At 70.9% G+C, this 19,913-nt stretch carries 20 protein-coding genes; 6 read left to right on the plus strand and 14 right to left on the minus strand.

Annotated elements, in window-relative coordinates; genetic code table 11:
- Nucleotides 1-52: 52 nt before the first annotated feature.
- The 6 genes from ACFC96_RS15425 to ACFC96_RS15450 form a co-directional block, all read right to left on the minus strand.
- Nucleotides 53-1,051 (minus strand): NAD-dependent epimerase/dehydratase family protein, encoded by a 999-nt coding sequence (locus ACFC96_RS15425; RefSeq protein ID WP_376612652.1) that lies wholly within the window; start codon nt 1,049-1,051, stop codon nt 53-55.
- A 133-nt stretch (nt 1,052-1,184) separates the two neighbouring features.
- Nucleotides 1,185-1,784 (minus strand): winged helix-turn-helix domain-containing protein, encoded by a 600-nt coding sequence (locus tag ACFC96_RS15430; RefSeq protein ID WP_376258883.1) that lies wholly within the window; start codon nt 1,782-1,784, stop codon nt 1,185-1,187.
- Nucleotides 1,785-1,890: 106 nt separating this feature from the next.
- Nucleotides 1,891-2,115 carry a hypothetical protein gene (locus tag ACFC96_RS15435; RefSeq protein WP_376258949.1) on the minus strand — a complete coding sequence of 75 codons (225 nt, stop codon included), beginning with the start codon at nt 2,113-2,115 and terminating at the stop codon, nt 1,891-1,893.
- Between the two features lie 55 nt (nt 2,116-2,170).
- Nucleotides 2,171-3,202: a glutamine synthetase gene (glnII, locus tag ACFC96_RS15440; protein ID WP_227294330.1), complete on the minus strand. Its 1,032-nt coding sequence runs from the start codon at nt 3,200-3,202 to the stop codon at nt 2,171-2,173.
- Between the two features lie 225 nt (nt 3,203-3,427).
- Nucleotides 3,428-4,153 carry a hypothetical protein gene (locus ACFC96_RS15445; RefSeq protein ID WP_376258882.1) on the minus strand — a complete coding sequence of 242 codons (726 nt, stop codon included), beginning with the start codon at nt 4,151-4,153 and terminating at the stop codon, nt 3,428-3,430.
- A 144-nt stretch (nt 4,154-4,297) separates the two neighbouring features.
- Nucleotides 4,298-4,660: an arsenate reductase family protein gene (locus tag ACFC96_RS15450; RefSeq protein ID WP_376258881.1), complete on the minus strand. Its 363-nt coding sequence runs from the start codon at nt 4,658-4,660 to the stop codon at nt 4,298-4,300.
- Nucleotides 4,661-4,793: 133 nt separating this feature from the next.
- Here ACFC96_RS15450 and ACFC96_RS15455 point away from each other — a divergent pair, with 133 nt between their 5' ends.
- Nucleotides 4,794-5,072, plus strand: a complete 279-nt coding sequence (locus ACFC96_RS15455; protein ID WP_376258878.1) for a hypothetical protein — start codon at nt 4,794-4,796, stop codon at nt 5,070-5,072.
- Nucleotides 5,073-5,133: 61 nt separating this feature from the next.
- On the opposite strand, the gene ACFC96_RS15460 is transcribed toward ACFC96_RS15455, so the two are convergent.
- The gene (locus tag ACFC96_RS15460) at nt 5,134-6,369 is read right to left on the minus strand and encodes a winged helix DNA-binding domain-containing protein (RefSeq protein ID WP_376612654.1); all 1,236 of its coding nucleotides are present in this window, start codon (nt 6,367-6,369) and stop codon (nt 5,134-5,136) included.
- A 113-nt stretch (nt 6,370-6,482) separates the two neighbouring features.
- On the opposite strand from ACFC96_RS15460, the gene ACFC96_RS15465 reads away from it, so the two are divergent.
- A complete protein-coding gene (locus ACFC96_RS15465; RefSeq protein WP_376612656.1) occupies nt 6,483-6,968 on the plus strand; it encodes a hypothetical protein in 486 nt (161 codons plus the stop codon).
- A 37-nt stretch (nt 6,969-7,005) separates the two neighbouring features.
- On the plus strand, nt 7,006-8,346 hold the full coding sequence (locus ACFC96_RS15470) for a DUF2252 domain-containing protein (protein ID WP_376258873.1): 1,341 nt from the start codon (nt 7,006-7,008) through the stop codon (nt 8,344-8,346).
- Between the two features lie 61 nt (nt 8,347-8,407).
- Here the strand turns inward: ACFC96_RS15470 and ACFC96_RS15475 are convergent, their stop codons facing one another.
- Nucleotides 8,408-8,932, minus strand: coding sequence for a DUF1269 domain-containing protein (locus ACFC96_RS15475; protein WP_376258870.1), 525 nt, complete (start codon nt 8,930-8,932; stop codon nt 8,408-8,410).
- A 485-nt stretch (nt 8,933-9,417) separates the two neighbouring features.
- Here ACFC96_RS15475 and ACFC96_RS15480 point away from each other — a divergent pair, with 485 nt between their 5' ends.
- Complete coding sequence (locus ACFC96_RS15480) at nt 9,418-10,068, plus strand: peptidoglycan recognition protein (protein WP_376228003.1); 651 nt, start codon at nt 9,418-9,420, stop codon at nt 10,066-10,068.
- Between the two features lie 231 nt (nt 10,069-10,299).
- Here ACFC96_RS15480 and glnA read toward each other — a convergent pair whose 3' ends face one another.
- Nucleotides 10,300-11,709, minus strand: coding sequence for a type I glutamate--ammonia ligase (gene glnA, locus ACFC96_RS15485; RefSeq protein WP_376258868.1), 1,410 nt, complete (start codon nt 11,707-11,709; stop codon nt 10,300-10,302).
- A 188-nt stretch (nt 11,710-11,897) separates the two neighbouring features.
- Here glnA and ACFC96_RS15490 point away from each other — a divergent pair, with 188 nt between their 5' ends.
- The gene (locus tag ACFC96_RS15490) at nt 11,898-12,368 is read left to right on the plus strand and encodes an RDD family protein (protein WP_376258866.1); all 471 of its coding nucleotides are present in this window, start codon (nt 11,898-11,900) and stop codon (nt 12,366-12,368) included.
- Nucleotides 12,369-12,513: 145 nt separating this feature from the next.
- On the opposite strand, the gene ACFC96_RS15495 is transcribed toward ACFC96_RS15490, so the two are convergent.
- The 4 genes from ACFC96_RS15495 to lipB all read right to left on the minus strand — a co-directional run bounded on the left by ACFC96_RS15495 (nt 12,514) and on the right by lipB (nt 15,601).
- Complete coding sequence (locus ACFC96_RS15495; protein WP_376258863.1) at nt 12,514-13,215, minus strand: DUF4191 domain-containing protein; 702 nt, start codon at nt 13,213-13,215, stop codon at nt 12,514-12,516.
- 30 nt (nt 13,216-13,245) lie between these two features.
- On the minus strand, nt 13,246-13,449 hold the full coding sequence (locus ACFC96_RS15500) for a hypothetical protein (protein ID WP_326713343.1): 204 nt from the start codon (nt 13,447-13,449) through the stop codon (nt 13,246-13,248).
- Between the two features lie 258 nt (nt 13,450-13,707).
- Nucleotides 13,708-14,673: a lipoyl synthase gene (locus ACFC96_RS15505; RefSeq protein WP_376258861.1), complete on the minus strand. Its 966-nt coding sequence runs from the start codon at nt 14,671-14,673 to the stop codon at nt 13,708-13,710.
- A gap of 106 nt (nt 14,674-14,779) precedes the next feature.
- On the minus strand, nt 14,780-15,601 hold the full coding sequence (gene lipB / locus ACFC96_RS15510) for a lipoyl(octanoyl) transferase LipB (protein ID WP_376258859.1): 822 nt from the start codon (nt 15,599-15,601) through the stop codon (nt 14,780-14,782).
- Between the two features lie 436 nt (nt 15,602-16,037).
- Here lipB and ACFC96_RS15515 point away from each other — a divergent pair, with 436 nt between their 5' ends.
- On the plus strand, nt 16,038-17,528 hold the full coding sequence (locus tag ACFC96_RS15515) for a regulator (RefSeq protein ID WP_376258857.1): 1,491 nt from the start codon (nt 16,038-16,040) through the stop codon (nt 17,526-17,528).
- Between the two features lie 27 nt (nt 17,529-17,555).
- Here the strand turns inward: ACFC96_RS15515 and ACFC96_RS15520 are convergent, their stop codons facing one another.
- Nucleotides 17,556-19,724: a family 20 glycosylhydrolase gene (locus ACFC96_RS15520; protein WP_376612657.1), complete on the minus strand. Its 2,169-nt coding sequence runs from the start codon at nt 19,722-19,724 to the stop codon at nt 17,556-17,558.
- Nucleotides 19,725-19,913 lie beyond the last annotated feature (189 nt).

Genomic DNA, 19,913 nt, shown 5'->3' on the forward strand with positions numbered 1-19,913 from the left:
GTGTATCCGGCAACACCCCCAAAGATGCCGGGCCCCACGCGGGCCCGCGGCCTCAGGCCTCGAGCACCTTGGCCTCCGTCGCCGGGTCGAGGCCGAGCACCGGGCGGTCCGGGCGCTGGGGTGCCGTCCCGCCGATGGACTCCAGCCACGCCCAGGTGTCGGCGACGGTCTCCTCGACGGGCCGGCACCGCAGGCCCGCAGCGACCGCCTTCGCCACGTCGGCGCTGTGCAGCGCGGCATGCATGTCGCCGCCCGGAGGCACCCAGACCGGCAGCTGCATCCAGGGCTGGATCCCGGCCTCGGTGATCACCTCGGGAGCGGTCCAGCGCAGTTCGGCGTCACCCCCGGTGACCCGGACGCAGGCGTCGAGCAGCCCTCCCATGGTGGTGTGGCCGGAGGGGCTGATCAGGGTGTACGGGCCGCTCAGTCCGGCCTGCGCCGCGTCGAGGGCCCAGGTGGCGAGGTCGCGCACGTCGATGTACTGGAGCGGCAGTTCGCGGGGGCCGGGGGCGAGTACGGGGCCGCCCCGCGCCATCCGGGCCAGCCACCACGGGAGCCGGCCGATGTTCTCGTACGGGCCGAGGATCAGACCGCACCGCACCAGCAGGGAGCGGTCCGCGCCGAACGCGTCGACCGCCGCGAGCTCACCGCCCCGCTTGTCCCGCGCGTAGTCCGTCTGCTCCGCATCGGGCGAGGCGCCGGCGACGACCGGGGCGTCCTCGGTGTAGCCGGGCGGGGGCGCCCACTCGTACACGGACGAGGTCGACACGTATACGTAGCGGCCGGCACGCCCCGCGAGCAGCCGGGCGGAGTCGCGCACGACGCGGGGCGCCGCGGCCCAGGTGTCGACGACGACGTCCCACTCGCCCTCGCTCCGCGCGAGCGCGGCGAGTCCGCCGTCCGCGGTGCGGTCCCCGTGCAGGGACCGCACCCCTTCGGGCGCCGCGTGCCGCCCGCGATGGAACACCGTCACGTCCCAGGACCGGGCCACCGCGGCCTCCACCACGGCACGCCCCACGAATTCCGAACCGCCGAGTACCAGAAGTCTCATGCGGGTGACTCTGCCCGCACGCGGCGCGTCAGGGAATGGGTTTCTGCCCGTGGGAGAACGATTCGGCCGGAGGAGGAGTCCGACGGAGAAAGGGCGGCGGAGGCCGGAGGAAGGCACCTGCGCCGCCCGTCGGTCACCGCGTCGCCGGCGGGGCGTACTTGTACCCCACCCGCCGCACCGTCTGGATCACCTGACGATGCGCGGCCCCGAGCTTGCGCCGCAGCCGCGCGACATGGACGTCGACCGTCCGTCCGTCGCCCACGTGCCCGTAGCCCCACACCGTGGTCACGAGCTGGTCGCGGGTGTGCACCCGGTGCGGGTGCGCGACGAGGTGGGCGAGCAGTTCGAACTCCAGGTAGGTCAGGTCGAGTTGGCGTCCGTCGACCCATGCGGTGCGCTGTGCGCCGTCGATGCTGACGAGTGTGTCGGCGTCGGTGCCGCCGTTGTGCGACGTGGCTTCGGGCCGAGGACCGGGCTCGTCGGGCACGGGGAGCAGAGGCTGCTGGTCCGCGGGTACGAGCACCAGATAGCCGATCATCGGCGGCCGGCCGGGGAGCGAGGGCAGGGTGTGCGGGGGAGCGGGCAGCCAGGTCGCGCCCGGCGGCAGGAAGTCCGCGACGTCGACCACCTCGTCCCGGTCGACGGCGCGCAACCGGTGGCGGCCGGAGACGGCGGGGGAGGGGGCGGCGGCGGTCACGGAGGAAGCGGTGGAGAAGGAACGGGTGTTCGCCATGAGTGGTCAACTCTTTCGCGCGAGGAGTCATCGAGATCGTCGAGAACTGCGAGGTCGCAGAAGGACCTACGTCTGCGCGCGGGCCGAACGCCGGGGTGAGCCGGCTTTAGAGGGCCTGCGCGTTCTCCGCGCGGCAACACACCCGGTCGAAGTCGTGGTGCTGACGGGAAGGCCAGAAGGGCTCGAGGTCGTGGCGACCCGTCGCGGTGTTCTGGAAGCTGGCCATGGCCCCATTGAAGCAGACGGGTTCGCCGGGCAGGACCCCCCTCTCACCGGTCGGACGGCACCTTGGCGTGAACTTGACGTTCCGCGCGGCTCGCCGGACGGGCAGCGCGAAGGGCGCCCACCGTGACGGTGGGCGCCCTTGCGGAGGCAGGAGCCGTGGATCAGACCTGGCCGGCCTTCTCCAGAGCGCTGCAGCAGGTGTCGACGATCAGGCGCGTCACGACGTACGGGTCGACGTTCGCGTTCGGACGGCGGTCCTCGATGTACCCCTTGCCGTCCTTCTCGACCTGCCACGGGATGCGGACCGAGGCACCGCGGTCGGAGACGCCGTAGCTGTACTCGTTCCACGGGGCGGTCTCGTGCAGACCCGTCAGACGGTCGTCGATGCCCGCGCCGTAGTTCTTGACGTGGTCCATCGGCTTCGAGCCCTCGCCGAGCGACTCGCACGCGGTGATGATCGCGTCGTAGCCCTCGCGCATCGCCTTCGTGGAGAAGTTGGTGTGCGCACCCGCGCCGTTCCAGTCGCCCTTGACCGGCTTCGGGTCGAGGGTCGCGGAGATGTCGAAGTCCTCGGCGGTGCGGTACAGCAGCCAGCGGGCCACCCACAGCTGGTCGGAGACCTCGAGCGGGGCGAGCGGGCCGACCTGGAACTCCCACTGGCCGGGCATGACCTCGGCGTTGATGCCGGAGATCCCGAGACCCGCCTTGAGGCAGTTGTCCAGGTGCGCCTCGACGACGTCACGGCCGAAGATCTCGTCCGCGCCGACGCCGCAGTAGTAGCCGCCCTGCGCGGCCGGGAAGCCGCCCACGGGGAAGCCGAGGGGGCGCTCGCCCTCGAAGAACGTGTACTCCTGCTCGATGCCGAAGATCGACTCCTGCGCGGCGAACTGCTCCGCGACCTCGGCGAGCGCGGCACGCGTGTTGGACTCGTGCGGCGTCATGTCGATGTTCAGGACCTCGCACAGGACGAGGATGTCGTCGCCGCCGCGGATCGGGTCCGGGTAGGAGGCGACGGGACGCAGCACGCGGTCGGAGGCGTGACCCTTGGCCTGGCTGGTGCTCGAACCGTCGAAGCCCCAGATCGGCAGCTCTTCGAGCGCCGGCGCGGAACCCGCGATTATCTTCGTCTTCGAACGGAGCTTGGCCGTCGGCTGGGTGCCGTCGATCCAGATGTACTCAGCCTTGAACGTCACGGGGCCACATCCTTCGGGTGGGTCTGTACGGCGCAGTCATGTGCGGGTGCGGCGCCTCGGTGTGCTGCTCCGCAGACTGTCAACAGGCGATTTCCCGTCCGTTGCCCGAATGTGAACCCCGTGTTACCCGGGCCCTTTTGTGGCTCACGTCACGTTTCGCCGGACGGCCCCGGCCCGCGCCCGTCATGGGGGCACGCGCGCGGGGCGGGGCCGAAGGCCTGGGGGTCAGCCCACCTTCTCTATGCGTGCGTTGCGGATGAGGAATTTGCCCGGTTCGCGGACCTGCTCGAACGCCGAGTTGTTCAGCAGGACGCAGCTCCCGGAGACGGAGGTGACCTCGACGGACGTGGACCTGCCGTTGTCCAGGTTGGTGACCTTGAGCTTCGTCCCGGCCGGGAACTGCCCGCTGGACGCGGCGGGAGCGCCGCCCTCGCCGGACAGCGTCACGGTCGAACCGGCACAGACCTGCTCGCCGGTGGCGTCCCCTCCGGCGCCACCGGCGGCCTCGGTGGGGCCTGGTCCGGCGGTGACCGTGTCCGGCGGTGCGGCCGTCACGGTCTTCATGCCGCCGGCCGCGTCACCGGCTCCGTCCCCGGCCTGCGCTCCGGCTCCCGCCGCGTCATCGGCGCCGGATCCGGCCTGTGCCCCGGCTCCGTCGTCCCCTGCCGCGCAGCCGGACGCCGCCTCCTTGCGCCGGATCTCGGCGATGACCGCTTCCCGGTTGGCGATGCGGGCCTCGGACTGTGCGTCCGGGGCGGCCCGCTGCCCGTCGATGAACTTCTGGTTGTTGGCGATCGCGGTCTCCAGTCCCTGGCAGACCTGGGCGTTCTGCGCGACGGGCGCCGCATTGCCCGTACTCGCGAGCGCGAACGCCGCGCCCCCGGCGACGAGGGCGGCGCTCACCGCGAGCGCGGCCTTCTTCCGGGGGCTCATCCTTCTCCTGCGGGACATGTCCGCCTCCTGTCGTCGTTACGAACGTCGGTGCGCGCACCGTCACGTACGGGTAACGGGAGGGCGGAACTCAACTGACCCAAGGGGAACTCAAGTAACTTACGTCACAGGCGAGTTGGTCCCATGGTGTGAGCCCGTCGCGGCTCAGTGGCGTCCGAGCGCGTCCCGGACCGCGTCCTCGCTGCGCGCCACCACGGCCGTACCGTCCTGTGCCGTGATGATCGGCCGCTGGATGAGCTTCGGGTGCGCGGAGAGCGCCGCGATCCATCGGTCGCGCGAACCCGCGTCCCGCGCCCAGTCCTTCAGGCCGAGCTCCTTCGCGTCGGCCTCCTGCGTCCGTGTGATGTCCCAGGGCTCCAGCCCGAGCCGGTCCAGAACGGCGCGGATGTCGTCCTCGGACGGCACGTCCTCCAGGTAGCGGCGCACCGTGTAGTCGGCGCCTTCCGCGTCGAGCAGGGAGAGCGCGCTGCGGCACTTAGAACAGGCGGGGTTGATCCAGATTTCCATGGGGTCAAAGGTACGGGAAAGGCCCTGTGGCCAGCGGCTATTGTCAGTGCCCGGCAGTAGAATTGAAGCAGTGTTCGAGGGAGCGCCCGGGGCCGCGCAGGGCTTCGGAAGGTCTCCCTCCCGCGACAGGAGGATGTCTGTGCCCGCTGCCGCACCGATGCTGATCGACCTGCCCGGCAAGCCACTCCACAAGAAGGCCCTGCCCGCGGGACGGCCGCGTGACTGGTACGTCACGCACAACCGCCGCCTCAAGGCCATGCGCCTCGCGATCGCCCTGCTCGACTCGGGCGTCTACCTTCCGAACCAGGCCCACAACCGGACGATACGGAGCACGGCGGAGCGCGTCGGCATCCATCCGCCGTCGGACATCACCTGCCACATGGTGCGCGCCCTGATGCGCTACAGCCGCTGACGGCCAGGTGCGCCGCCCGCCCGGTCGTCTCTCGACGGGCGGGCGGCGCACGGAAGTTCACTCATTTCTTCGCCGGAGCCGGTCCCGCCAGCTCCTTCTCCAGGGGCGTACGGAAGCGGGGTGTGACCCGCGCATCACCCACCCACTCCTGGAGCCGCGCGGCCTCCGCCTCGACGGCGGCCGCGGCCTCCCGGCCCGCATCCGCGAGCAGCCGCCACCGGATGACGCCGTCCCTGTCCTGGGCCCATCCGCCGGCGATCCGCCCGTCCCACCACACGGTGGGCCCGATGTTGCCCGCCCCGTCGAAGAGCGGCGCCCGCAGCTCCGGCGGCAGGTACCAGTCGCGCTGCTGCCAGCCCATCGCGCTCGGGTCGAGCCCCGGGAGCAGGGCGGCCCACGGCTCCGCGTCGGCGGTGTCCGGCTCGACGGCATCGGGGAGCACGAACCCGGCCCCCTCGTCGAGCTCCACCTCGACCGCCTCGACGGCCGCGAGCGCCCTGCGGACGTCGGTGGCCTTCCACCCCGTCCACCACTTGAGGTCGGCCTCCGTGGCCGGACCGCACGAGCCGAGCCAGTGCCGAAGGAGCTCCGACTGGGCCTTCGCCGCGTGGAGTTCGGGATGCGCGGGCGCGAGCGCCCACCTGAACTGGCTGGACGTCCACGACCCGCGGGGCCGCCCACGCACGACGCGCCCCTCCATGCCGAGCACACGCAGCAGCCGCGTCGAGATCGACTGCCAGGCCTCGTACTTCTTGCCCGGCGCGTACAGCAGCTGCGTACGCAACCGGGGCTCGTCCTCGGCGAGTTCGGCCGCGGTGGCCTCGCCGCGCGCCCCGATCGCCGCCAGGGTGCCCGCCTCGACGTCCGCGAGCCACGCCGCGTCGTGCTCGCTGCCCGCCTCCAGATGCTTGACGAAGGAGGCACGCTCCCGCGCGGCGACCGCCACACCCGTCGACGCGTGCACCACGGCGGTGAGCGCGGCGGGAAACACGAACACCGTGTGCCGCATGCCGTGCATGCGCACCAGGGAGCGGTCCGTATACAGGGCGCGCTCGACATCGGCGACCGTCTTCGAGGGGTCCCTGAGGCGCGCGCCCACCGCCAGGTACACGGTGGCCGGGTCCGTGCCGTGCAGCGCCACGAGCGACCCGGCGACCTCCTCGGCGGACCCCGCCCGCGCGTCGGGCGCGAGCCGCTGCCCGGCCGCGAGCCTGGCCCGCCGCTCCGGCGCCCCGATGTACCGCCGCCCACCACTCACGAGGTCCTCCCAGGACTGTCCGCCGACTGTGCCCCCCATCCTGCCCGGGCCCGGGCAGGATTCACCTGTTTGCCGTATCCGGCATGCCGCCCGGGCCCCGGCCGCCTTGACTGGGGTGACGGGGGAGCGGAGCGGAACTGGCAGCGGGAGGCATGATGTCGGGACGTGGCATACGGGGAGCGGCAGCCGGACTGTTCGTGGCGGCGGTGCTGCTCGTGGCGGCCGGGTGCTCGGACGACGGCACCAGCCCGTCCAACGCGGTGTCCAAGGCCGCGTCCGCCGCGTCGTCCGCGGCGTCCCGGGGCGGGGAAGTCGTCGCGTCGGCCACGGCGAAGGCCCAGGACGAACTGGACCGCATCAAGGGCGGCGTGAACGCCAAGGGCGACATCGCGCTGGGCGACGTGACGAAGGAGGGCGACCGGCTGACGGTCCCCGTCACCGCCACCAACAAGTCCGGGTCCCAGGCCTCGTACGCGGTACAGATCGACTTCCGCGACAGCAGCGGCAACCTTCTCGACATGGTCGTGGTCACGGTCGACGACGTGGACAACGGCAAGTCCAAGAAGGCGACGGCCCGCACCAACCGCGACCTCACCGGCGACGTGAAAGCGGACGTCGGCCGAGCGCTGCGGCACTAGCCATGGCCGGCTCCGCAGGCCACGCGGACGGTGCGGCATGACCACTCCCCAGGCCAGGGCCGCCCTGGGCAGGGCGGCCCGCAAGCGCGCCTCACGCTCCTCGCACGGTGCGTGGATCCCCGCCGCCGACCGCGCCGACCCCGTCGTCGTACTGGAACGGCAGGCGGTCGACCGCGTCGCGGAACTGCTGCCCATCCGGTACGGACGGATGGCGGCGTCCCCGTTCGCGTTCCTGCGCGGCGCCGCCGCCGTCATGACCGGCGACCTGGCCACCCAGCGCGCCACCGGCCTCACGGTCCAACTCTGCGGCGACGCACACCTGTTGAACTTCGGCCTCTTCGCGTCACCGGAACGGTCCCTGCTCTTCGACGTCAACGACTTCGACGAGACCAGCCCGGGCCCCTTCGAATGGGACGTGAAACGGCTGGCCGCGAGCGTGGCCGTCGCGGCCCGCGACAACGGGCACACCGACACCCAGGCCCTCAGGTCGGCCCGCGCCGCCGTGGCCGCGTACCGCACGACGATGCGCCGGCTCGCCGGGATGGGCGAACTCGCCGTCTGGTACGAGCACATCGACGCGCACCAGCTGCTTCCCCTCATCCGCTCCGGCCGCAACCGCCGACGCGTCCAGGCGACCCTCGCCCAAGCCACCCGCCGCACCAGCCTCCAGGCGCTCGGCAAACTCACCGAGGTCGTCGACGGACGCCGCCGCATCATCAGCGACCCGCCGCTCCTCGAACCGGCGAGCACCCCCGACGCGGCCACGGTGCGCAAACTGTTCGGTGACTACCGCTCCACCCTCGCCGAGGAACGCCGCCGCCTCCTCGACCGCTACCACTTCGTCGATGCCGCCCGCAAGGTCGTCGGCGTCGGCAGCGTCGGCACCCGCTGCTTCATCGTGCTGCTCGAAGGGCGCGACGCCGACGACCCCCTGTTCCTCCAGATCAAGGAGGCCACCCGGTCCGTCATCGAGGAACACCTGCCGCACGGCCCCTACGTCCACCCGGGCCACCGCGTCGTCGCCGGCCAGCGCCTGCTCCAGGCCACCGGAGACATCTTCCTCGGCTGGATGACAGGACCCCAGGGCCGCGCCTTCTACTGGCGTCAGCTGCGCGACATGAAGGGCTCCGCCGACGTCGCCGGCCTGGGCCCGGACGAACTGCGCTTCTACGCCGAACTGTGCGGCAACACCCTGGCCCGCGCCCACGCCCGCTCCGGCGACCGCATCGCCATCTCCGGCTACCTGGGCCGCGCCGACACCTTCGACCGCGCCGTGGCCGACTTCGCGCTGCGCTACACCGACCAGAACGCCGCCGACCACACGGCCCTGCGCAGGGCGGCGTCGCAGGGCCTGATCACGGTGGCGCCGGGCGTCTGAGCACGCCGGTGCGGCCGCCCCCGGACGGGAACGGCCGCACCCACAGGACCGTACGGATGTCTCAGACCCCCTGCGGGGTCTCCTGTCCCGCCGCGCCGGCCCGGGCCGCCTTCAGGGCCGCCCGCAGACGCTCCTCGTCCTCGTTGCTCAGCGAGGTCTGGACGAGCTGACCGCCGAACGCCGCGATCTCGGGGATGACCTTGTCCGGGGAGGCCTGCTTCACCAGGACGAACAGCGCGGCGGCGCCGGGCTGCAGGTTCTGGCTCAGGTCCTTCATGAAGTTGTCGTTGATGCCGGTGTCGGTCGCGGCACCACCGGCGGCCCCGGCCGCGGCACCGACGGCCGCACCGAGCAGCGGCGCCAGGAAGAGCAGACCGATGACACCGCCCCACAACGCCCCGCCGGCCGCGCCCGTCGCCGTGTGGTTCACGGCCTGGTGCAGCTTGATCTTCCCGTCCTCGCGCCGCTCGACGACCACGATGTCCTCGAGTTCGACGAGATGCTGCTTGGACAGGTCGAGCATTTTCTCGCGCACCTGATGGGCCGTGGCGAGGTCGTTGTAGGCGACGACGAACAGATTGCTCATACGGCACTCCTCGGAGGTCTGTGCAACTTCGCCCGAGTTTATGAGTATTTGCGGCGATACGCAGAACGAAGGCCGATCGCAGACGCGGCATCGGGGGCGATCTGTGCGCAGGTTCGTCAGATGCGGCGCTGAGCGTCGAAACGCTCGCCTGACTGCCGTAACCCGGCGCGCGCAGAGCATCTCCACCGGCAAAGCTGTTGGGGCGTACGTGCTCCATCCGTCCTGTCGGGGGAGACAAAGAAGGATTTCCTGTGCGTCTGCATCGAATAGCGCTGTGGGTCATGATCCCTGTGGCAGTTCCACTCGTGGCGGCACCGGCCGGAATGACGAAGGCCGCCGCCATCAGTGAGACACGGTCGGAATCCCTTCCGTCGGCGTGGCGGGCCGAAGCGGTCACGGAGCCGGCGGTCGCTTCCGCCCGGACCTTCCCGCCTCTCGGATCGGCGCCCGTGCTCCTGCCTCACACAGCGCATCGACCCGTCATCGTGTCGCGTGCGCAGTGGCGGGCCGACGAGACCAAGCGCGACCCCCATGCCCACTACGCGCTAGGGGTTGCGGCGATCTTCATCCACCACACCGACACCCCCAACGACTACTCGTGCGCGGACGTCCCGCGTACCTTGCGCAATCTGTACACGGGCCAGACCCGTGACAGGAAGTGGGGAGACCTCGGCTACAACTTCCTCGTCGACAAATGCGGCAACATCTACGAAGGCCGCGCCGGCGGTACCGACCGCCCCGTCATCGGCTCCCACACCATCGGGTTCAACCAGGGCACCATGGGGATCGCGGCGATCGGCACCTTCGGAGCGGGGACGCCGGTGCCGGCGGCCATGGAACGCGGCATCGCGGCCCTCGCCGCCTGGAAACTCGGCCTGCGCGGCATCGACCCCACCAGCAAGGTGCGGCTGACGTCCACGAATGACAAGAGCCGTTACTCCAAGGGAACTTCGGCCACGTTCAACGCGATCTCCGGCCATCGCGACGGCTTTGCCACCGACTGCCCCGGAGAGGCGTTGTTCGCCCGACTCCCCGCGATCCGCCGGCTCGCCGCCCGTCTCCAGGGCAGGTCTGCACAGACAGCTTCGATGCCGACCTCCCCCGGTCGCCTTGAGGGCCCTCCGTCAGGGCGGTAGTCGACCGCCGGGCGCCGGGGCCGCCCTGTCCTGCGCATCGGTCGGGGGTGAGGTGACCGGGCGTTCCAGGCCGCGTCCGGCCGATCGTCCGAGTCGTGGTTCCGGCCATGACCGATCCGGGGGATCTCACGGAAAAGGCCGTCGGCCGTGCCTTCCGATGAGCGGAAGAACACGGCCGACGGCCCACGGACGGTCCAGGGGAGCGGAAACCCGCTCCGACCTGCGGCGATCCTAGATGTCGTAGTACAGCTCGAACTCGTGCGGGTGCGGGCGGAGCTGGATCGGGGCGATCTCGTTCGTGCGCTTGTAGTCGATCCACGTCTCGATCAGGTCGGACGTGAAGACGCCGCCGGCCTGGAGGTACTCGTTGTCCGCCTCGAGGGCGTCGAGGACCGCGGGGAGCGAGGTCGGGACCTGCTGGACGTTCGCGTGCTCCTCGGGAGCCAGCTCGTACAGGTCCTTGTCGATCGGCTCCGCCGGCTCGATCTTGTTCTTCACGCCGTCGAGGCCGGCCATCAGGAGGGCCGAGAAGGCGAGGTACGGGTTCGAGGACGGGTCCGGCGCGCGGAACTCGACGCGCTTGGCCTTCGGGTTCGAGCCCGTGATCGGGATGCGCATCGCGGCGGAGCGGTTGCGCTGCGAGTAGACCATGTTGACCGGCGCCTCGAAGCCCGGGACCAGACGGTGGTACGAGTTCACCGTCGGGTTCGTGAAGGCCAGCAGCGACGGCGCGTGCTTCAGGATGCCGCCGATGTAGTAGCGGGCGATGTCCGAGAGACCCGCGTAGCCCTGCTCGTCGTAGAACAGCGGGTCGCCGCCGGCCCACAGGGACTGGTGGACGTGCATGCCCGAGCCGTTGTCGCCGAAGATCGGCTTCGGCATGAAGGTCGCGGTCTTGCCGTTGCGCCAGGCGACGTTCTTCACGATGTACTTGAAGAGCATCAGGTCGTCGGCCGCGGCGAGCAGCGTGTTGAACTTGTAGTTGATCTCCGCCTGGCCGGCGGTGCCGACCTCGTGGTGCTGGCGCTCGACCTGGAGGCCGTTCTTGTCCAGCTCCAGGGAGATCTCCGCGCGCAGGTCGGCGAAGTGGTCGACCGGCGGGGTCGGGAAGTAACCGCCCTTGTAGCGGACCTTGTAGCCGCGGTTGTTGTCTTCCGAACCGGTGTTCCAGGCGCCGGCCTCGGAGTCGATCTCGTAGACCGAGCGGTTCGCGGAGGTCTCGAAGCGGACCGAGTCGAAGACGTAGAACTCGGCCTCGGGGCCGAAGTACGCGGTGTCGGCGATGCCCGTCGAGGCCAGGTACGCCTCGGCCTTCTTCGCGACGTTGCGCGGGTCACGCGAGTACTGCTCGCCCGTGATCGGGTCGTGGATGAAGAAGTTGATGTTGACCGTCTTGTCGCGGCGGAAGGGGTCGATGCGCGCGGTGGTCAGGTCGGCGCGGAGCGCCATGTCGGACTCGTGGATGGCCTGGAAGCCACGGATCGAGGATCCGTCGAAGGCCAGCTCCTCGGTGGGGTCGAACGCCGCGGCCGGCACCGTGAAGTGCTGCATCACACCCGGCAGGTCGCAGAACCGGACGTCGACGAACTTGACGTCCTCGTCCGCGATGAACTTCTTGGCGTCATCGGCGTTCTGGAACATCCAACTCCTCCTACTCCCACCCGGGAGGGGCGGGGTTGCAGCTCGGTGGTGCGGCCAGTGCGGTGGCACACGCTGGGACCCGACCATAGGGACGGGGGATTTCTCAAGCATGACCCATTTGTTTCGCCGAAGTTAACCGAGCCGGGGGGCAGAGCGGGCCGGGTGGCCGAGCGCAGTACCTTGGACGGGTGGACAACAGGCAAGCAATCGGATCGTGGCTCTCCGGGCCGCGCGCGGCCGCAGAGGACGCGGGTGTCGAGTTCGGGTACCGCGGCGAGCAGCTGGGGCTGCCCGAGGAGGGACCGGGCTCCATCGCCCGCCCCGGCAGGCGTATCGCCGCCCTCGTCATCGACTGGGCCCTGTGCATGCTGATCGCATACGGGCTCCTCACGCACGGCTACAACCAGGCGACGGGGAACTGGGCCCTCGCGATCTTCTTCCTCCTCGGCCTGCTCACCGTCGGCACCGTCGGCTTCACGCCGGGCAAGCGGATCATGGGTCTGCGCGTCGTCGCGCAGGACGGCTCCGGCCGCCTCGGCCTCGGCCGCGTCCTGGTCCGCACGGCGCTCCTGTGCGTCGCCGTCCCCGCGCTGATCTGGGACCGTGACGGCCGCGGCCTGCACGACCGCGTGGCCCGAGCGGTCCAGGTCCGCGCCTGACGCCTGACGCCCGATGCCTGACGCCTGACGCCGACCCGCCGTCGCAGCGGGACGCGCTCCTGCGGCCTGATGCGACGGCGACCCACTACGACGATGAGGCCCCGGAACCGATCGGTTCCGGGGCCTCATCGTCGTAGTAGGAGGGTCAGCGGGCCTTGCCGCCGCCGCGCGGCATCCGCATGCCCTTGGGCATCGGACCCTTGGGGAGCGGCATGTTGCTCATCAGGTCGCCCATCGCCCGGAGGCGGTCGTTGGTCGACGTGACCTGCGGGCCCGCGAGAACGCGGGGGAGCTTGAGCATGGTCGTGCGGAGCTTCTTGAGCGGCACCTGGCCCTCGCCGTTGCCGACGAGGATGTCATGGACCGGCACGTCGGAGACGATGCGGGCCATCTTCCGCTTCTCGGCCGCCAGCAGCGTCTTCACGCGGTTCGGGTTGCCCTCGGCGACCAGGACGATGCCGGCCTTGCCGACCGCCCGGTGCACGACGTCCTGGCTGCGGTTCATCGCCACGGCCGGGGTCGTGGTCCAGCCACGGCCGATGTTGTCGAGTACCGCGGCAGCCGCGCCGGGCTGGCCCTCCATCTGCCCGAAGGCTGCTCGCTCGGCACGGCGTCCGAAGACGATCGCCATCGCGAGGAAGGCGAGCAGGAAGCCGAGAATTCCGAGATATACCGGGTGACCGATCAAGAAACCGATCGCGAGGAACACACCAAAGGTGACGATTCCCACAGCCGCGAGTACAAGGGCGATCATCGGATCGGCCTTGCGGGTCATCTTAAAGGTCAGAGCGATCTGCTTGAGTCGCCCGGGGTTCGCAGCGTCCGCTGCGGTTTCCTTCCTCGCCATGCCTTGAAGTCTACGTGTCCGGGCAAGTGGCTACGACGTGCGGGCGGCCACAGCCTTCTCGAGCACCCGCTGCGCCTCCACCCGGTCCTTGGCGCGGCGGCGGTCCTCGAGCACGGAGGTCCAGGCGTTGCGGCGGGCGGTGCGCTGTCCGCTGCTCATGAGCAGCGACTCGACCGCGCGCAGGGCGTCGGTGAAGGTCGGGATGGCGGTGGCGCGAACGGGCGCGGCCTGCATTGGGAGGTCCCCCTCGGGAGCGACTCTGACGATGGGTACGTGGCGTGAGTACAGCGTCACTGTTTGGTGTTACCAGGGCATGACCGAAGGGTCAAACGCCCATGAAGCCTTGATGGGGGAGGGCCGAACGATGACGCGGCCCTGACGGTGCCCCCCATCTGCGGGGACTGTCAGGGCCGCGTTCTCTCGGCCATTACCGGCCGGTAGCTGCTTGTGCGTGATTTCACACGGCTGGCGGGCCGTGCGGGTGGGACGGGATCAGACCGCCTGCGAGGCCACGTACGCGCCGCGCTTCTCGACCGCCATCTGATAGAGGCGTCCGGCGCGGTACGAGGAGCGGACCAGCGGGCCCGACATGACGCCGGAGAAGCCGATCTGCTCGGCCTCCTCCTTCAGCTCCACGAACTCGGCCGGCTTCACCCAGCGCTCGACGGGGTGGTGGCGCGGCGTCGGGCGCAGGTACTGGGTGATGGTGATCAGCTCGGTGCCCGCCTCGTGCAGCTGGCGCAGCGCCTCGCTGACCTCGGCGCGCTCCTCGCCCATGCCCAGGATCAGGTTGGACTTGGTGACCAGTCCGGCCTCGCGGGCCTTCGTGATGACCTCGAGGGAGCGCTCGTACCGGAAGCCGGGGCGGATCCGCTTGAAGATGCGCGGCACCGTCTCGACGTTGTGCCCGAGAACCTCGGGGCGGGACGAGAAGACCTCGGCCAGCTGGTCCGGGTCGGCGTTGAAGTCGGGGATGAGCAGCTCGACCTTGGTGTAGCCCTCGGCGCGCTCCGCCGTCATCGCGTGGATCTGGCGCACGGTCTCCGCGTACAGCCAGGCGCCGCCGTCCTCCAGGTCGTCGCGCGCGACGCCGGTGATCGTGGCGTAGTTCAGGTCCATCGTGACGACGGACTCGCCGACGCGGCGGGGCTCGTCACGGTCCAGCGCCTCGGGCTTGCCCGTGTCGATCTGGCAGAAGTCACAGCGCCGCGTGCACTGGTCGCCGCCGATGAGGAAGGTGGCCTCGCGGTCTTCCCAGCACTCGTAGATGTTCGGACAGCCCGCCTCCTGGCAGACCGTGTGCAGGCCCTCGCTCTTCACGAGGCTCTGCATCTTCGTGTACTCGGGACCCATTTTCGCCCGGGTCTTGATCCACTCGGGCTTGCGCTCGATGGGGGTCTGGCTGTTGCGGACCTCCAGGCGCAGCATCTTGCGTCCGTCGGGTGCGACTGCGGACACGACCGGCTCCCTACAGCTTTGATTCTTCGGCGTACCTCAGGGTACGCCCGTGGTCTTGATGGGCCTTACGTGTGGCCAACCTCTGGCCTTCGGGGTGCATTCCCGCTCAGGCGGTCGCCTTGTCGGGCTCCCTCTCGGGTGCCTTCTCGATGACGCGTGGGGCGAGCGCCGCGTTCTCCAGGACGTCGCGCAGGTGGCGCTCCACGACGGGCAGCACCTCGTCGATCGTGACCTCGCGGCCCAGCTCGTACGAGAGCGAGGTGACGCCCGCGTCACGGATGCCACACGGGATGATCTTGTCGAAGTTCGAGGTGTCCGGATTCACGTTCAGCGCGAAGCCGTGCATCGTGACGCCCTTGGCGACACGGATGCCCATCGCGCAGATCTTGCGGTCCTCGCGGCGCTGTCCGGCGTTCGAGGGCGCGTACTCCGGGCCGTTGAGACGGGGGTCGAACTCGGAGTCGTTCACCCGGGGGTCGAAGTCGAGGGACAGGCCGCCGAGCTTCGGGCGCTCCTCCACCGGGTCGCCGAGCACCCACACGCCCGCCCGGCCCTCGACACGGGAGGTCTCCACGCCGAACTCGGCGCAGACCGCGATCATCGCGTCTTCCAGGCGGCGCAGGTGCGCGACCACGTCGACGGGGCGCGGCAGCTTCTGGATCGGGTAGCCGACGAGCTGGCCCGGGCCGTGCCAGGTGATCTTGCCGCCCCGGTCCACGTCCACGACGGGGGTGCCGTCCAGCGGACGCTCCTCGGGCGCGGTGCGGCGGCCCGCGGTGTAGACCGGCGGGTGCTCGAGAAGCAGGCAGGTGTCGGGGACCTCGTCCGCGAAGCGGGCGGCGTGCACACGGCGCTGCTCGTCCCAGGCCTCCTGGTAGTCGACCGAGTCCGCTCCGAAACCCAAGCGGACGAACCGCAACTCATTCACGGTCAGTGCCTCCCTAGAACCTTCAGCGTGCACATATCGCGCCCCCAGCCACTGTACGGGCAGGGCTTCCTCGCCAGCCGTTCGGGGAATCCTCACACGATCGGATGAAAGGGGGTCTCGGCTGGTCTCATCGGGGGCCTCCGTGCGCGCTGCGTGATAGCTTCGGCGCCGTCCGTGAGCGGGGAGCCGCTCGTGGACCTACCGCCGGGCGGGCGGGAAGTCAGGCTTGTGGAGGCTGCGTAAGACCGGACCCCGGTCCGGCAGGGCCTGTGAAGCAGGAACCCACCGAGGTCCCGTGCGAGCGGGGCGGCAGGAGATTCCCCGCTTGCGGGGAAGGACGTCAAATTCGCGCCGTTCCATGTGGGAGCAGTGCAGAGGGGGGCGCACGACGGCCCCCCTCTACGGCTTCCTAGGGCCCGGAAGGCAATCGCACAGCATGACGGAACGACCTCCGCAGCGCACGCCCAACCGCCAGCTAGCCGCGCTCATCGCGGAGGCGGGGTTCTCCAACGCCGGACTGGCCCGCCGAGTCGACCAGCTCGGTCTGGAGCACGGTCTCGACCTGCGCTACGACAAGACATCCGTGACGCGCTGGCTGCGCGGCCAGCAGCCCCGCGGCACCACACCCGCACTGATCGCCGAGGTGTTCACCCGGCGCCTGGGCCGTCGGCTCTCCGCCCAGGACCTGGGGCTCGACGCCTGCTCCCCGGTCTACGCGGGTCTGGAGTTCGCGGCCTCGCCCGAGGAAGCCGTCGACATCGTCAGCGGCCTGTGGCGCAAGGACTCGGGCAGCCATGCCGAGCTCCGCAAGATCGCGTTCACCCCGGCGGGGCTCGTCGTGCCCAGCCGGGACTGGCTGATCGGGCGGGCCGACGACCGGGTCGCCCACGGGGACCACGGCGGTCCCGGCGGCGTGCGGATCCCCGCTCAGGGACGCTCTTCGGCGAAGGCTCCGTCCGGGCCCGAACAGGGGCCGCCCCCCTTGCCCCGGCAGCGCGTCCAGGCCGAGCGCGGGCCCGGGCAGCGGGTCACCGCGGGCGACATCGCGGCCCTGCGCTCCGTCGGCGAACTCTTCCGCTCCCTCGACCAGGCCTACGGCGGTGGTCACGCCCGCCAGGCGCTCGTGCGCTACCTGGAGCACGAGGCCGAACCGATGCTGCGGGGCACCTACGGGGAGCAGACCGGCCGGCGGCTCTTCGCCGCCGCCGCCGATCTGACCCGGCTCGCGGGCTGGACCTCGTACGACATCGCCGCGCACGGGCTCGCGCAGCGGTACTTCGTGCAGGCGCTGCGGCTCTCGCAGGCGGCGGGGGACCGGACGTACGGGGCGTACGTCCTGGTCACGATGAGCCGCCAGGCCGTCTATCTCGGTCACGGGCGTGAGGCCGTCCAGCTGGCGCGGGTCGCCCAGCAGGGCGTGGGCTCCTCCGCGCCGCCTGCCGTACAGGCACTCCTGCACGCGGCCGAGGCGCGCGGGCACGGCGTGCTCGGCGAGGTGCGCGCGTGCACGGCGTCGCTGGTGCGGGCCGAACGGGCCCTGGAGGCGGTGCGGACCGGGGACGACGTGCCGCACTGGGCGCGGTTCTTCGACGAGGCGCAGCTGGCCGACGAGTTCGGGCACTGCCACCGGGATCTCCAGCAGTACCGCGCGGCCGCCCAGCACGCGGAGCGCTCGCTCCAGCTGCGGGCGCCCGGCTTCGCGCGCAGCCGGCTGTTCTGCCGGGTGGTGCTCGCCTCCGCGCGGCTCGGCCTCGGCGAGCTGGACCAGGCGTGCACCCTCGGAGCCGAGGCCGCGCAGGCCGCCTCCGAGATGCGCTCCGTGCGGGCGCACGAGTACGTGCGGGAGTTCGAGCGGCGTCTGGAGCCCTACCGCGACGCGGCCCCGGTACGCGGATACCGGGACCGCGTCGCCGCCCTCAGCCACTGACGGGACGGGGGCGGGCTCCGGCGCGTACTACCGGGTGTCCTGCCGGGACAGAGCGGCGACCCGGTCGGCCGTCAACGGCTCGTCCCAGGTGGTCAGTTCGTCGAGGTCGCCGCGCAGGCTCACCTTCTCCGTGCCGATCGAGCGCAGGGGCAGGGGGATCGACGCGTCGACCGTGCCGACCCGCACCCCGTCGGCGTAGAGCGTGGTGTGGCCCGGCGTCGCCACCCATGTCAGCCGGGTCCAGCGGTCGAGCGGCAGCGTGTAGTCGAAGCTGAGGTCGGCCGAGCCGTACCGGGTGAAGCCGACCTTGCCCGTGCCGTACTGCATGAGCTTGAGCGCGCCCGCCTTCGAGCTGAGCAGCACCTGGTCCGAGGTGCGGGCCGTGGGGCGGACCAGTACCGACACCGTCCACGGCTCGGCCACGTCCAGGCCGCCGAAGCCGACACCGTCCCGGTCCGAGTCGAAGTTCCACGCCTGCCCGCGCACGCCGTCCACCGGTGCCGGGTTGTTGATGATGTACGACGTGCCCGGCAGGTCGCCCGCCGTGTCCTCGGCGAAGATCGTGTTGCCGGGACTGCCCGCGTAGGTCCAGCCCTTCGGGTACGCGGCGGTGTCGAAGGTCCAGTGATGGCTCGGCCGGCCGTCGTTCACCCGGGGCTTCGCCGGCGTCGCGGTGATGCCGGGCGGGTCACCGATACGGGCCGCGCGGGCCCGGAAGTCGGCCAGGGTGTCCGGGGTCGCCGTGCCGTTCCAGGCGCGGTCCGCGAGGATCGCGCGGGCGCCGGCCATCGACTGCTCGAAGTACGCGTCGTCGGCCCAGAAGTTGTAGTCGGCCCAGTTGGTCAGGCCGGAGCCGAGCATGTCCGGCGCCGTGCTCACGGTCCAGCTGTCGTACATCCAGGGCTCGTTCGGATACAGGTGGTGGTAGTTGTTCGGGGTGTCGTAGAACGGGCCGATGGCGATCTCGTCGTGGCCCGGCACGGCGGGTTCGGCGCCGGTGCCCTCCCAGGTGAGGAAGACGACCGGGCCGTGGACGGTCTGCTGGGGCGCGGCCAGGTGCTCGGAGCCGTTGTAGACGGCGGTGCGCTTGCCGTGCGAGGCGATCACGTCGTCCAGGGTGTTGATGTACCGGTTGAGGAGGTCGCCGAGCGTCGACACATCGGGCGAGGCGGCCAAGTAGTCCTGTACACGGGGGCAGTCGGCGAGCTGGCCCGGCACCTCCTCTCCGCCGATCGAGAACAGCGGCGCGTCGAACCAGCCGGCGAACTCGTCGACGATCTGCTTCGTCTTCGCCACCGCCTTCTCGCTGGTCATGTCGATGATCCAGTCGGGCGTGAGGTGCGAGTGCGTGTGCGCGGCCGTGCAGGGGTTCGTACCGGAGCCGAAGCCGATGCCGAACGCGTCGCTGATCGCCGTCGCGTGGCCGGGGACCTCCAGGCCCGGCATCAGCTGTACGTGGTGGCGGGCGGCGAAGGACTTGAGGTGCTCGATGTCGGCGCGGCTGTAGCTGTGGTCGGGGTCCGCGAGGCCCGGGAACTTCGGGCTGTACAGACGGAAGCCCTCCGACTCGGAGAGGTGCAGCATGAGCGTGTTCAGCTTCTGGTCGCCCATCCTGCGGATCAGGTTCTCCAGGTACGGGATCTTCCAGTACTTGCGGCCCGCGTCGAGGTGGACCATGCGGATCGCCTGCGTGGGGACGTCGGTGGCGCGGGCCCGGGGGAGCGTGCGGTGCTCGTCGTCCGTGGCGCGCAGGAGCTGCAGGAGTGTGCGGGTGCCGTAGAAGAGGCCGTGCGTGGAGGCGGCCCGGATGCGGACGGCGCCGTCCGAACTGTCGAACCGGTAGCCCTCCGCGCCGAGTTCACGGTCGTCGGCGAGAGCGAGGACGATGTCGCCGGGCCCGGCATGGGCCACGTCGCTCGCGACGCGCGGCTCGACGCCGGAGACCTGCCCGAGCTCCGTGCGCAGCTGGGCGGCGAGCTGCTGCACGCTCTGGCGGGCCGGGCCGGGGAACTCGGCGCGGCCGGACGGCTCGGCGGTCCCGGCGCGGGCGCGAGGGTCGATCAGGACGCGGGTGCGGGGCGTGAGGGCGACCGTGCCGCCGAGGGAGGTCCAGTCGGTGGGGCGGGGGACCACGGAGGGCTGCCCGGCGGGCGGTTCGGAGGTCCGCTCCTCGGGCTGGGCTGCTGATGACGGCACTACAGCTCCGATGAATCCGGTGACAAGGGCTAGGACGAACAGCAGGGCTGACGCCGTTCTTCGCACTGCGGCCTCCAGGGACTGGGGTGCGGATGTGGGGACCGTAGAGGGGAGTTGCGGGGGAGGCAAGAGTGCGCGTGAGGGAATGAGGGCGCCCGCCTCCGGAATGTGCCACGGAGACGGGCGCGT

It is taken from the genome of Streptomyces sp. NPDC055955 (assembly GCF_042270245.1).
Lineage (GTDB): Bacteria > Actinomycetota > Actinomycetes > Streptomycetales > Streptomycetaceae > Streptomyces.